General features: G+C 63.2%; 12 protein-coding genes. 6 read left to right on the top strand and 6 right to left on the bottom strand.

The window, feature by feature from the left end; genetic code table 11:
- Window positions 1-119: 119 nt before the first annotated feature.
- From araC to CYR32_RS12635, 4 genes are all read left to right on the top strand, one after another.
- Window positions 120-1,052, top strand: a complete 933-nt coding sequence (gene araC / locus CYR32_RS12620; protein WP_101824870.1) for an arabinose operon transcriptional regulator AraC — start codon at window positions 120-122, stop codon at window positions 1,050-1,052.
- Between the two features lie 100 nt (window positions 1,053-1,152).
- A complete protein-coding gene (locus CYR32_RS12625) occupies window positions 1,153-2,196 on the top strand; it encodes an oxidoreductase (protein ID WP_101824872.1) in 1,044 nt (347 codons plus the stop codon).
- Window positions 2,197-2,275: 79 nt separating this feature from the next.
- Window positions 2,276-3,304 carry a bile acid:sodium symporter family protein gene (locus CYR32_RS12630; RefSeq protein WP_101824874.1) on the top strand — a complete coding sequence of 343 codons (1,029 nt, stop codon included), beginning with the start codon at window positions 2,276-2,278 and terminating at the stop codon, window positions 3,302-3,304.
- An 86-nt stretch (window positions 3,305-3,390) separates the two neighbouring features.
- Window positions 3,391-3,921 (top strand): isochorismatase family protein, encoded by a 531-nt coding sequence (locus tag CYR32_RS12635; protein ID WP_101824876.1) that lies wholly within the window; start codon window positions 3,391-3,393, stop codon window positions 3,919-3,921.
- Here CYR32_RS12635 and CYR32_RS12640 read toward each other — a convergent pair.
- The 4 genes from CYR32_RS12640 to CYR32_RS12655 form a co-directional block, all read right to left on the bottom strand.
- Window positions 3,918-5,027 carry an endonuclease/exonuclease/phosphatase family protein gene (locus CYR32_RS12640; protein WP_101824878.1) on the bottom strand — a complete coding sequence of 370 codons (1,110 nt, stop codon included), beginning with the start codon at window positions 5,025-5,027 and terminating at the stop codon, window positions 3,918-3,920. The two genes, CYR32_RS12635 and CYR32_RS12640, sit on opposite strands and share 4 nt — an antisense overlap.
- Window positions 5,028-5,159: 132 nt before the next feature.
- Complete coding sequence (gene add / locus CYR32_RS12645) at window positions 5,160-6,161, bottom strand: adenosine deaminase (RefSeq protein ID WP_101824880.1); 1,002 nt, start codon at window positions 6,159-6,161, stop codon at window positions 5,160-5,162.
- 144 nt (window positions 6,162-6,305) lie between these two features.
- Window positions 6,306-7,403, bottom strand: a complete 1,098-nt coding sequence (locus CYR32_RS12650; protein WP_101824882.1) for a diguanylate cyclase — start codon at window positions 7,401-7,403, stop codon at window positions 6,306-6,308.
- 193 nt (window positions 7,404-7,596) lie between these two features.
- Window positions 7,597-8,142 (bottom strand): YfaZ family outer membrane protein, encoded by a 546-nt coding sequence (locus tag CYR32_RS12655; RefSeq protein WP_101825023.1) that lies wholly within the window; start codon window positions 8,140-8,142, stop codon window positions 7,597-7,599.
- Between the two features lie 310 nt (window positions 8,143-8,452).
- On the opposite strand from CYR32_RS12655, the gene CYR32_RS12660 reads away from it, so the two are divergent.
- The gene (locus tag CYR32_RS12660) at window positions 8,453-9,184 is read left to right on the top strand and encodes a YoaK family protein (protein WP_241523815.1); all 732 of its coding nucleotides are present in this window, start codon (window positions 8,453-8,455) and stop codon (window positions 9,182-9,184) included.
- Window positions 9,185-9,249: 65 nt separating this feature from the next.
- Here CYR32_RS12660 and CYR32_RS12665 read toward each other — a convergent pair whose 3' ends face one another.
- The gene (locus CYR32_RS12665) at window positions 9,250-10,434 is read right to left on the bottom strand and encodes a MalY/PatB family protein (protein WP_101824886.1); all 1,185 of its coding nucleotides are present in this window, start codon (window positions 10,432-10,434) and stop codon (window positions 9,250-9,252) included.
- A 41-nt stretch (window positions 10,435-10,475) separates the two neighbouring features.
- The gene (gene malX / locus CYR32_RS12670; RefSeq protein WP_101824888.1) at window positions 10,476-12,086 is read right to left on the bottom strand and encodes a maltose/glucose-specific PTS transporter subunit IIBC; all 1,611 of its coding nucleotides are present in this window, start codon (window positions 12,084-12,086) and stop codon (window positions 10,476-10,478) included.
- A gap of 235 nt (window positions 12,087-12,321) precedes the next feature.
- On the opposite strand from malX, the gene malI reads away from it, so the two are divergent.
- Entirely contained in the window at window positions 12,322-13,353 is a 1,032-nt protein-coding gene (gene malI, locus CYR32_RS12675) for a Mal regulon transcriptional regulator MalI (RefSeq protein WP_101824889.1), read from the top strand.
- The last annotated feature ends 60 nt before the right edge of the window (window positions 13,354-13,413 follow it).

Below are 13,413 nucleotides of genomic sequence, written 5' to 3' on the forward strand. Positions count from 1 at the left end.
GAAAGGTGAGCAAACCCGTTTCTTGTTCACAATTCCATAACCTTATCGGGCGGCAGGCTTGCCGCCCGATAGACTTGTCTGCAATGTGTTGAGTTAACGCGTTGATGTTGGAGGCTCAGATGTATCACCGCATGATCCAGGAACCGCAACCCAACCCGCTGCTGCCGGGGTATAACTTCAATGCTTATCTGGTCGCCGGGCTGACGCCAATCATGGCCAACGGCCCGCTCGATTTCTTTGTGGACCGGCCGGGCGGCATGAAAGGCTACATCCTTAACCTGACCATCAAAGGGCAGGGCAAGGTGTTTGACGGCGAGCAGACCTTCTACTGCAACCCCGGCGACCTGCTGCTGTTCCCGCCGAAGGCGTCGCACCACTATGGCCGCTCCGCCAACAGCGACTGCTGGTACCACCGCTGGGTCTACTTCCGCCCGCGCGCCTACTGGGCCGACTGGCTGGAGTGGCGCAGCAAAACCAACGAGGTCGGGCGCCTCACGCTGCCGGACAACACCCTGCTGCTGGAGTTCGACCGGCTGTTTGCCAACATCGAGCAGACCCAGCGCTCCGGCCGCCGCTTCTCCGAGGAGCTGGGCATGAACCTGCTGGAGCGGCTGCTGCTGCGCGCGATGGAAGAGGACCCGCAAAGCCCGCAGAAAATCCTCGACCCGCGGGTGATTGAGGCGTGCCAGTTCATCACCGGCAACCTGGCGGGCGAGCTGCGCATCGACGAAGTGGCGCGCCACGTCTGCTTGTCACCGTCACGGCTGGCGCACCTGTTCCGCGAGCAGGTCGGCATTAACATCCTGCGCTGGCGCGAAGACCAGCGGGTGATCCGCGCCAAACTGCTGTTGCAGACCACCCAGGAGTCGATCGCCACCATCGGCCGCGTGGTGGGGTACGACGACCAGCTCTACTTCTCCCGCGTGTTCCGCAAGCGGGTCGGCGTCAGCCCCAGTGATTTCCGCCGCCGCAGCACCGAGATCAACTACCCGGCGCGGCCCTACCGCGAACGCCCGTGGCCGGAGCAGGAGGTCGCCGGTTACCGCTACTAGTGCGATGGGTTGTTAAAATCAGTTAACAATTAATTTACTCTTGTTCTGCCGCCTGTCATGGTGTCAAATCGTGACAGGTTACTGTTCAAGAGGATGTGAAATGGCTGAGAAAATTCGTGTCGGGCTGGTGGGTTACGGCTATGCCAGTAAAACCTTCCATGCGCCATTGCTGGCGGGAACGCCGGGCCTGGAGCTGGCGGCGGTCTCCAGCAGTGATGCCGGGAAAGTGGCGGCGGACTGGCCCTCCCTCCGGGTGGTGAAAGATCCGCAGGCGTTGTTTGATGACCCCGCCATCGACCTGGTGGTGATCCCCACCCCTAACGAAACCCACTTCCCGCTGGCGCAGGCCGCGCTGACCGCCGGCAAACATGTGGTGGTGGATAAGCCCTTTACCGTGACACTGGCGCAGGCGCGCGAGCTGGAAAAACTGGCGGGCCTCACCGGCAAGGTATTGTCAGTGTTCCATAACCGCCGCTGGGACAGCGACTTCCTGACCCTGAAATCCCTGATCGGCGAGGGCAGCCTCGGCGACATCGTCTATTTCGAATCCCACTTTGACCGCTACCGTCCGGAAGTGCGCAACCGCTGGCGCGAAGGCGGCGGCCCCGGCAGCGGCATCTGGTTTGATCTCGGCCCGCACCTGATCGACCAGGCGCTGCAACTGTTCGGCATGCCGGACAGCCTCTATGTTGACCTCGGCATGTTGCGCCCCAACGCGCGCGCCGTGGACTACTTCCACGCCATCCTCAGCTACCGCAACCTGCGCGTGGTGCTGCACAGCACCGTGTATGCCGCCGCCGAGACCCCGCGCTTCACCGTGCAGGGCACCCAGGGCAGCTACGTGAAATTCGGCCTCGACCCGCAGGAAGACCGCCTGAAAGCGGGTGACCGCCTGCCGCAGGAGGACTGGGGCTATGACATGCGCGACGGCGTGCTGACGCTGGCGCACGACGGCGTCATGGCAGAGAAAGCGGTGCTGACGCTGCCGGGCAACTACCCGGCCTACTATGCGCAGGTGCGTGACGCCATCAATGGCCAGGGCAACAACCCGGTCACCGCCGCAGAGGCGATCCGGGTGATGGAGCTGATTGAGCTGGGGCTGGAGTCCGCCGGGCAGAAACGCGCCCTGCCGGTACGGGCCTGATCGCCGGCCATGCGGGTTTGCGCCCGCATGGCCGCTCAAGGACGTTATCTCAAGGACTGTTATTTCAAGGAAAAAAGTGATGTCGTGGTTGCAACGTTTGCGGATTGACAAGTTTTTACTGGTGCTGGTGGCGGTGGTGATCCTCGCTTCCCTGTTCCCCTGTGAAGGCAAAACCAAGATCTTTTTTGAATACCTGACCACCGCGGCGATTGCGCTGCTGTTCTTTATGCACGGCGCGAAGCTGTCGCGCGAGGCGATCATCGCCGGGATGGGCCACTGGCGGCTGCATCTGGTGGTGTTCCTCAGCACCTTTGCCCTGTTCCCGCTGCTGGGGCTGGCGATGCAGGCGCTGGTGCCGGCAGGCATCCTGACGCCGACGGTCTACCTCGGTTTCCTCTATTTATGCGCGCTGCCCGCCACGGTGCAGTCCGCCATCGCCTTTACCTCGGTGGCGGGCGGTAACGTCGCCGCGGCGATCTGCAGCGCCTCCGCCTCCAGCATCCTCGGCGTGTTCCTGTCGCCGCTGCTGGTCGGCGCGCTGATGCAAACGCAGGAGGGCGGCAACAGCCCGGACGTCCTGCACGCCATTGAGTCGATCATCCTGCAGCTGATGGTGCCCTTTGTGATCGGCCATTTGTCACGCCCGCTGATCGCCGACTGGGTACAGCGCCACAAGAAGCTGGTGAACATCACCGACCGCTCCTCGATCCTGCTGGTGGTCTATACCGCCTTCAGCGCCGCGGTGGTGGAGGGGATCTGGCACCAGATTGACGGCTGGTCACTGCTGTCGATCCTGGTGATGTCGCTGGTGCTGCTGGCGATTGTGCTGGTGATCAACACCTGGGCCGCGCGGCTGCTGAAGTTCTCGACGGCGGATGAGATAACCATTGTCTTCTGCGGCTCGAAGAAAAGCCTGGCAAACGGCATCCCGATGGCCAACGTGCTGTTCCCGGTGGCCGCCGTGGGCGCGATGGTGCTGCCGCTGATGATCTTCCACCAGATCCAGCTGATGGTCTGCTCGGTGCTGGCCGCGCGTTACGCCCGCCGCACCGCCGCGCAACAGGCCGCCGCCCCGGAACCGGTGGTGAAGCGCCCGGCGCGCCGTTAACGCGATGCTCGCGGTGCGCCCTGCGCGCCGTCAGTGCCTTTCTCCCGGCGGGGATCGTTCTCCGCCATTCTCACGCCAGGAACAGCATGAACCGGAACATTCTTGTGGTGGTGGATATGCAGAACGGGGTGTTTGACACCCCGCGTTTTGACCGCGACGGCAGGGCGGCGCGCATCAACGCGCTGATCGCCGCCGCCGACCAGACCATTTTTATCTGCCATGAAGAGGGCGACATGCAGGCGGGCACCGCGGCCTGGCAACTGCTGCCGGAGTTGCAGGTGCCGCCTGACGCCATCGTGGTCACCAAAACCGCCTGTGACGGCTTCTGGCACACGGAACTGGCGGCGACGTTGCAGGCGCTGGACGCCCATGATTTCGTGATCTGCGGCTGTGCCACCGATTACTGCGTGGATACCACCCTGAAAGCGGGTAACAGCCGGGGCTATGCGGTCACCGTGGCGTCAGATGCCCACACCACCGCCGACCGCACCTGGGCCACGGCGGAGCAGCTGATCGGCCAGCATAATGAAGTCTGGGCGGGGCTGACCATGCCGGGCAACCCCATCCGGGTGGAGACCAGCGAGGCGATCGTCCGCCGCTGGCGCACCGGCGGTTAAATATCGAGGTCTACCCACAGGGCGGCGTGATCGGAACCGGCATTTTCCGGCGCTTTAATCTCCGGGTAGGCCTCCCATTTCACCGGCCGTACGCCCGGCCACATCCCTTTGCGCAGCACACCGCCCGCCTTGACCTTGTCCCACAGTGCCGGTGACAGCAAAATGTAGTCGAGCTTGTTGTCCGCGTTGCAGTTGCCCCAGGTGCCGGGGTAACCGCCCTGATCAAACGCCGGGTGGGTAAAGGCGTCCCGCAGGTCGGTCTCTTTCAGCAGCGGGGCCAGGGCGTCACTCTCCGGCGTGTCATTAAAATCCCCGACAATCGCAATCAGTGGGTGGCCCTCCCGGATGCGCTGCTGGTAAATCGCTTTGACCCGCTGCGCCTGTTGGCGGCGGCGGGCATCTGAGCTGCTTTTGCTGCCGTACCCCTTACTTTTCAGGTGGTTGACGAACACCCACAGCATTTCGCCCGAGGCGAGCGGAATACTGTACTCCGGGCAGTCGCGCGAGAAGATCAGCGCGTCGCCGTCGCGGTCATCGACGTGGCTACGCATCTCGCCGATCGGGTAGTCTGCGCCGCTCATCAGCCCGACATCAATGCCGCGCGTGTCGTTGCCGTCAATCACCATCACATGGCGGAACGGCTCACCGCCCAGCGCTTTGACGATCTCCTGGTTAAATGCCGCCAGCGACGGGCGACTCTCCGCCTCAATCACCGCCAGGATGTCCGTCTCAAGGTCGATCATCACCCTGGCTGTGACGCGCATCGCCACCTCATTCACCGGCTCCTCAATCAGCTCCAGCGAGCCGACCCAGTCAGCGCGGCCCCCGGCGGTGATCTCAATGCCCCCGGCCCGCGGCCGTTTCAGCAGTGCGCCGCGGTTACGCCGCAGGAGCACAAACGGCCCGGTGTCGGACTTCTCCAGCCCGAGATCGGTAAGCAGCGACACCATCTTTTTCTTCATCGCGTCGCTGTAGGTGACTTCGCCCAGCAGGGCATTCAGGGCGGCGAACTTCTCCAGCACCGGCTTCCCTTTGCTCCAGCCCGCCTGATCCATCACGGCGGCACGGTCAAACAGGTTTTCCACATTATATGAGGCAAGACGCATAGCCATCTCCTGAGTTGCGCTGTTTTCAGCGTAGTCAGGGCAGGCGGTTTTGCCAGCGAAGGCAGGGGAATCAGAAAAAGCGGGGGCTGAAAAGGAGAAGCGGCACAGGCGGGGGCCTGCGCCGGGTGGGGCTTAACGGGCGAGGGCTTTGTCGCGCAGCGCCTGTTTTTCCGCATCGCTGATAAACGCCATCGTCAGGCCATTCTCCTGCGCCTGGCGGATCTCGGCCGCCGTCAGCCCGGCCTGCGGGGCGGCGACCTGGTATTCGTGCGGCAGCTCAATGCCCTGGACGGCCGGGTCGTCGGTGTTGATCGACGCCAGCACGCCGTGGCGCAGGAAGGTCGCCAGCGGGTGCGCCGCCAGCGAGGCCACGGTGCTGGTCTGGATGTTGGAGGTGAGGCAGGACTCAATGCCGATCTTGTGTTCGGCGAGGAAATCCATCAGCGCGCGGTCTTCCACCGCTTTCACGCCGTGGCCGATGCGCTCCGCGCCCAGCTCACGGATCGCCTGCCAGATGCTCTCCGGCCCGGCCGCTTCGCCGGCGTGCACGGTGATGCGCATCCCGGCGTCACGCGCGCGGGTAAAGTGGCTGAGGAACAGACTGCCCGGGAAGCCCAGCTCGTCACCGGCCAGATCCAGCGCGGTGATGCCGTCGCGGTGCGCCAGCAGGCCGTCGAGTTCACGCAGGCAGGCCTCTTCGCCGAAGGTACGGCTCATGATGCCGATCAGCCGCACCTCGGTGCCGAAATCACGGATACCGGCGCGCACACCGTCAATCACTGCCTCCACCACGCCCGCCACCGGCAGGTTGTGGTTCATCGCCATGTAGCCCGGCGAGAAGCGCAGTTCGGCGTAGTCAATCCCGGCGTTGGCGGCATCTTCCACGTTCTCGTAGGCGATGCGGCGGCAGGCTTCCAGCGAGCCGAGCACCGCCACGCCCAGATCCAGCTTTTGCAGGAAGCTCACCAGATCCGGCTCATTTTTCATCACCTGCACATGGGGGCGCAGCGCCTCCAGCGCATCGGCGGGCAGCGGGTAATTGAACTGGCGGCCCAGCTCCAGGATGGTTTGCGCACGGATGTTGCCGTCAAGGTGGCGGTGAATATCGGTCAGGGGCAGGCGGGAATCAATCATGATGTGCACTCGTTGCTGTTGTAGGTAAAGTGCATATCAGTATAAAAACAAATGGCTGAAAATTTCCATCATGTTGCAGTAGAAAGTGACGATAATCACGTTATTACAGGGTAATGTGCTTTTCTTCGCCACTCTCTCTGCCTGCTATTTCACCACTGACAGCGTCTCCGCACTGTGAACCGGTTTACCTTCCGCCAGACTGACGCCGTCCCGGCCGTGGCGTTTGACGTGGTAAAGGGCGCGGTCAGCGTTGCGCAACCAGACGTGAATGGTATCGGCGTCCCCGGCGGCGGCGATGCCGATGCTTACCGTGCAGCGGAAGCCCGTTGAGCCGGGCAGGCGGATGCCGGCGACCTTCTCCCGCAGTTTCTCCGCCAGCGCGAGGATGCGCCGGTCATCGGCGTTGCGCACAATCACGCCCAGCTCGTCACCGCCAAAGCGGGCGGGAATATCCTCCAGCCCGACCTCATTGCGCAACAGCGCCGAGATCTCCGCCAGCAGAAAATCCCCGGTCTCATGGCCGAAGGTGTCGTTGACCTGCTTAAAGTGGTCAACGTCCAGCAGCATCAGGTAGGCCGCGCTCTCGCCGCGCCGGGTGCGCAGCAGCTCACTCTCCAGCCGCCGCTCAAACAGCCTGCGGTTAGGGATCTGGAGGCTGGGGTCCATCAGCGCGATCCGCTCCAGCTCGCGGTTTTTCTTACGCAGACTCAGCGTCAGGTGGTAGGAGACGGCGCTCAGCACCAGCATGTAGCAGGTGGCCAGCGGCAGGGTCAGCCAGACGGTGAGCGAACTGAACGCCAGATGCAGCGGCGTGCCGGCCGCCGTCCAGGCCAGCAAAAAGGCGGCGCAAAAGGCCATCAGCGCCGGTTTCAGCTGCGCCCAGCCCCCGGCTGCGTAACGGTCCGAGGCGAGCACGGCCATGATCACCAGCGAGGGCACCGGGCTAAGGCCCATCAGCGCCACCCAGACGCCGCCCAGGGCCGCATCCAGGGTCAGGTGGTGCCGCTCGCGGCCTATCGGGTCGGGGGCGATGCGCGCCAGCCGGTAGGCCGCATAGGGCCAGACAAAGGCATTCACTGCCAGCAGCGCGCTGAGGCCGGGCGCGCTCTTCGTCGCCAGCAGCACTGACAGGATCGGGATGAAACAGAGAAAGGTGCCCAGTTGCCGCATGATAAACATCCGGCGTACAAACCGGAGCGCGCGCAACGTCAGATGACTGTCATCGGGGGAGTAGTAGTTCATGAGGGGCAACGTAACAGGGAGGTATGCGCCAGTTTACCGCTTTTCCGCGAAAAATCAGATCATAATTTGCAGGGGCGGGGGCCGGAACAGCAGCACGGCGGGCGGGCTTTTTGCGCTTTTCGAAAAGGGCAAAGCGTGGTAAGCAGCCGTCAGAAAGGGCAGCCGCAGCCGCCCTTAACATAAGAAAAGCTTATCAGAAACGCACAGACGCGCCAACGTAAGGGCCGTCGATCAGCACGTTGTCTTTACGGCCGTCTTTGTTGTCCAGCTCAAGGTACTGGTAACCCACGCGCAGGTTCAGCAGGGAGATCGGCGTGAAGCTCAGGCCGCCGGAGGCTTCCTGGTAGCTGTCAAGGCGGTCGGTGAAGGCTTCCGGCGCGTAGTAGTACTCGCCGTACAGGCCCCACATGTTGTTGAAGCTGTACTGGGCACCGGCACCCACGGCCACGGCAAAGCCGTCTTTACCGTCTTCCGGGTGGGCGAAGATCGCTTTTGCCGTCGGCGCAATGCGCAGCGGGCCGGCATCGATGTTGTAGCCCAGTGCCAGGCCGGAGGTGCTGCCGTCGTGGTCGCTGCGCAGCCAGTTGCCTTTCAGAAACAGGCCCGGGGAGGTGGTGCCGAGGCCCACGTTCAGGTTGGTATTGTGCTCACCCACATCCACACTGCCTTCAATCGCCTGCGCCGCACCGCTCATCAGCACCAGACTCACCACACTCCCAGTAACAAGTTGCTTAAACATCACTTCCACTCCATTAAGGACAATAAATTCGGCAAAAAGGGTAAACAGCCGGGGCGTATCAAACAACGTAATTCCGTAACATTTACGTAATAATATGTTTCATCAAGAGAAATTGCTATCAGTCCGGTGCTCTTTACACTTCTCGATAAAAACCTGCGGCATCTTTATAAATGAAAGCAAAAGTAACAAATTGATCCAGATCAATTTTTTATGCCTGCGCGCAACCCGGCAATCAACAGATATGCTTAACAGAGCGCCCCATTATTTTGGGATGCGCCTCCCCAAAACCTTTGAGAAGACAGGTGGTAATGTGCTGATAAAAAAGAAGCGTGTCAGGTCACACACGGAAGATCGCTATCTGGCGCTGGTACTGGCCACCACGGCGGGCATCCTGAATGCGATGGCACTCGGTGCCTTTGGTTTTTTCCCCTCCCACATGACCGGCAACGCCTCACAGATTTCCAGTGAGGTGTCCAGTTCAGACATGAACGACCTGATCTTTCTGGCGGTGCTGATTACCGCCTTTGTGATCGGCTCGGCCAGCGCCCGTTTTGTGGTGGACACCGGCCTGAAGAAGAAAATACGGACGGTCTACTGCTTTATTATCCTGGCAGAAGGGGTGGCGCTGGCCCTGACCTCGATATTCGAGATGGTGCGCTACTCGCCGCACAATAACCGGGAGGTGCTGGTGCTGCTCGGCTTCCTGATGGGCATCCACAACTCTACCTCGACCCAGTTGTCGAATGGGCGGGTGAGATCGACCCACATCACCGGTACCCTGACGGACGCCGGGATCGCCCTCGGCTCGTTCCTCTCCTCCTTTATTACCCGCGCCGCGCCGGATGACCGCCGCCTCCATAAAAAGCAGCTCAACACCCACCTTACCACGGTGTTTTCGTTCCTCTCCGGCTGTATTGCCGGGCTGCTGCTGTTCAAGGAGTTCGGCTTTAACGCGATGGTGATGCTGGGGATTTTCCTGGTGGTGGTGGCGATAGGCTCGCTGGTGGATACGCTGCGCACCGCGCGTAAGGTGCTCTATTGACCGCTGAGAGGCGATAGACCAAAACAAAAGCCGCCCGCGGGCGGCTTTTTTGTGGGCGCGGCCAGTCAGCCTGCCGCCGCGTGCAGCGTGGTAAGGGCGTTAATCAGCGCTGTCAGCCCGGCATCCAGTTTGCTGCGCGGGCAGCCGACGTTCAGCCGCAGGAAACCGGCCCCCGCCGCGCCGTAGGTGGTGCCGGGCATGATGGCGACGCGTTCCTGCTCAATCAACACCTGCTGAAGCGCCTGATCATCCAGTGCCAGCGGGCGCAGATCGATCCAGGCGAGATAGGTTGCCTCCGGCGGCTGCCAGTTCAGCACCGGGAAGGCGTGGTTAAGCCGCGCTGCCACGTGGTGCAGGTTCGCCTCCAGATAACGGCGCAGGGCATCGAGCCACGGCGCGCCCTCGCGATAGGCGGCAATGTGCGCCGCCAGCGACAGCACCGCAGGGGAGGAGAGGCCGTCACGCCCCTTGAGGTGAGCGAGGTAAGCTTCGCGCGTGACGTTGTCACTGATGAAACCGTACGCCCCGGTGAGGGCCGGAATATTGAACGACTTGGACGCCGAAGTCAGCAGCGCCCAGGGCGCACGCGCCACCTGCGGCCACGGCGTATGGCGCGCCGCGCCCCAGACCATGTCCATATGGATCTCATCGCTGATCACCCGCACGCCATGGCGCGCACACATCTCCGCCATCTGCTGCAGCTCCGCCGCCTGCCAGACTTTGCCGGTAGGGTTATGCGGGCTGCACAGCAGCAGGATCTTGCTCTCCGGCCGTGCCAGCAGCGCCTCCAGCGCCGCCATATCACAACGCCAGGTGACGTTGTCACGCAGCAGCGGGCAGGCCAGCACCTGCCGCTGGTTGCCTTCAATCGCTTTATAGAAGGCGTCATAAGCGGGGGTATGCATCACTACCGCCTCACCGGGCACTGACCAGAGCCGGATCAGCTCTGACACCATATAGATCACCGATGGGCCATACACGGCGGTGTGCGTATCAATCTCAGCCGCAAACCGCGTCTGGTACCAGTGGCGCAGCGCGCCGAGAAAATCCTCATGCTGCCAGCGGCTGTAGCCCAGCACGCCGTGGGTGAGCCGCTGTTGCAGCGCCGCCAGCACACAGGGCGCGGTGGCGAAATCCATGTCCGAGATGGTGAACGGCAGCAGGTCAGCGTGGCCGAAGCGGTCAGCGACGAAATCCCATTGGGTGCACCAGGTGTTGTGCCGGTCAACCGGGGTGGAAAAATCAAACATACAGGGGTTCCTGAAAAGGGCGGCCGCGCCGCCCGGTTACGTTACGCTGTCACTAAATCCGCCTGCCGTGCTGCGGCGATCAGCGTGTCCAGTTCATCTTTGACGGACTGCACCTGCGGGCCGATCACCACCTGCAGGTTGTGCTCGTTCAGGTGCACCACGCCGATTGCCCGCAACGCCTTCAGCGCCGCGTCATCCACGGCCGCCATCTCCTGTACTGACAGGCGCAGGCGGGTGATGCAGTTATCCAGCGAGATGATGTTCCCTGCGCCGCCGAGTGCCGCCAGGATCGCCGGGGTGTTGTAGCCCGACTTGCCGCCGCCGGTGACCGGCGCAGCCGTGGCGATCTCCGCGCTCTCCGGCTCGCGGCCGGGGGTGTTGAGGTTGAAGCGCAAAATGGCGAAACGGAACAGCCCGTAATAGACCGCGAACCACACCGCGGCCACCACCGGCACCCAGTACCATTTGGTGGCGGTGCCGTGCAGGATGCCGAACACCACGAAGTCAATCAGGTTGCCGTCGGTGTTGCCGATGGTGACGCCCAGCACTGCCATCATGGTAAAGCCCAGCCCGGTGAGCAGCGCGTGGATCAGGTAGAGCAGCGGCGCAACAAACAGGAACAGGAACTCAATCGGCTCGGTGGTGCCGCCAATCACGCAGGCGACCACGCCGGAGATCAGCAGCCCTTTCACCTTGTGGCGGTTGCCGGGGCGCGCGCAGTGGTACATCGCCAGCGCCGCGCCCGGCAGCCCGCCGAGGAACGCCGGCATCTTGCCCTGCGACAGGAAGCGGGTGGCGCTGTTGGCAAAGCCGTGGGTTTCCGGGCAGGAGAGTTGCGCCTGGAAGATGGTCAGCGCGCCGCTCACCGGCTGGCCGCACACGTCCAGCGTGCCGCCCGCCTCGGTGAAGCGGATCAGCGCCACCAGAATATGGTGCAGGCCAAACGGCAGCAGCAGGCGTTCGCCGCTGCCGAAAATCATCGGCCCGAAGATCCCGGCCCCGCTGATCATCCGCCCCAGCGCACTGATTCCGGCGGCGAACCACGGCCAGACCAGCGGCACCAGCAGCCCAATGATGCCCAGCACCACGGTGGTGACGATCGGCACAAAGCGCGTGCCGCCGAAGAAGGCCAGCGCATCCGGCAGCCGGATGGTGTGGAAGCGCGTATGCAGCAGGTAGACCAGCACCCCGACAATCACCGCGCCGAGGATCCCGGTATCAATCGAGGTGATCCCCAGGATCATCTGGATGTTGTTGGCTTTCAGCACCAGCGGGTCGCTGGTCGGCAGCACGCCGCTGGCGGTGAGGTAGAAATTGGTGGCGAGGTTCATCACCGCAAAACCGACAAAGCCGGAGAAGGCCGCCACGCCTTTGTTGTCCCGCGCCATGCCGAGCGGAATAGCGATGGCGAACATCACCGGCAGGAAGCTGAAGGCGAACGAGCCGACCTTGCTCATCCAGGTGAACAGCAACTGGAACAGCGGGTGGCCCAGCGCGGGCAGCAGGGCGATCACGTCACGGCTGCTCAGGGAGCTGCCGATGCCGAGCAGGATGCCGCAGAACGAGAGCAGGGCAACCGGCAGCATAAAGGTTTTGCCGAGGCTCTGGAAAAACTCCCAGAGGGTAATTTTTGGCCGGGCAGGAACAGACATACAGGCTCCTTGTTAATATCAGGTAAACCGGGAAGTAAAGTGGATAAAATGCTGGGTTAAATCAGGTAAAATAAGATAAAACGTTTTATCAGTTTGATCTGCGCAGCCGGTCACAGTTGTTCAGCGCCGCCTGCACCTTTCCGGCCGCGGCAGTGGCCCGGCAAAAAAAGGGCGGGCAGGGTACACTGTGGGCTTTCTGTTTGATTTTTCGCGCGTTGCGGGAGGGCGAAAGCGTATGACGCCAAAGAAGATCACCATCAATGATGTGGCTGACCACGCCGGGGTCTCGGTAACCACGGTATCGCTGGTGGTGAGCGGCAAAGGGCGGATTTCACCGCAGACCACGGCACGGGTACAGCAGGCGATCCAGGCGCTGGGCTATGTGCCGAACCGGCAGGCGGTGACGCTGCGCAGCGGCCGTTCCGGCGTGGTCGGGCTGATTGTGCGGGACGTCTGCGACCCGTTTTATGCCGAGGTGACGGCCGGGCTGAGCGAAGCGCTGGAGGCACAGGGGCGCATCCTGTTCCTGACCCAGAGCGGCGCAGAGGGCCGGGGCACCCTGCGGGCGGCAGAGAGCCTGCTGACCCAGGGGGTAGACGGCATCGTGCTGGCGGGGAACCTGCTGCACGGGCTGGAGGTGCGCCAGCGGGCCGCCGCGGCCGGGGTGCCGCTGGTGTGCGCGGCGCGCGCCAACGCGCTGGAGGGGATGGATCTGGTGCGGCCGGACAACCAGCTCGCTGCGCGGCTGGCAACCGGGCACCTGGTCAGCGAAGGGCACAAGCAGATTGCCTACGTCGGCGGGGCGGGCGGCTCCCTGACGCGTGCCGAGCGGCTGGGCGGCTTCTGCGCCACCCTGCTGCACCACGGGCTGCCGTTCCGCCCGGAGTGGATCATCGAAAGTGAGGCGTACCGGCACGGCATGGCGGCGAAAACCGAGGCGCTGTTACGCCGCTACCCGCAGATCACCGCGCTGGTCTGCCATGACGCCTCCGTGACGCTGGGGGCCTATTTCGGCGTGCTGAATGCCGGGCGCAGCGTGGGCGGGCAGGCACTGGAGGGGCTGTACTCCCAGCGGGTGGCGCTGGCGGGGTTCGGCGAGGGGGCAGATGCAGCACTGGCCGAACTGCCGCTGACGCTGGTCTCCGCCGCCGGGCGCGACGTGGGGCGCAGCGCCGCAGAGCGGCTGCTCCAGCGCATTGAGGCACCCGACGCCACGCCGCAGCAGTGGGTGGTCGCGCCGGAACTGATCGCCCGGCCCCCCACCTGATGCACAGGCATTGACCGCAGGCATAAAAACGCAGGCATAAAAAAACCGGCCCAGAGGCCG

This window comes from Chimaeribacter coloradensis (assembly GCF_002858715.1).
Classification (GTDB): domain Bacteria; phylum Pseudomonadota; class Gammaproteobacteria; order Enterobacterales; family Enterobacteriaceae; genus Chimaeribacter; species Chimaeribacter coloradensis.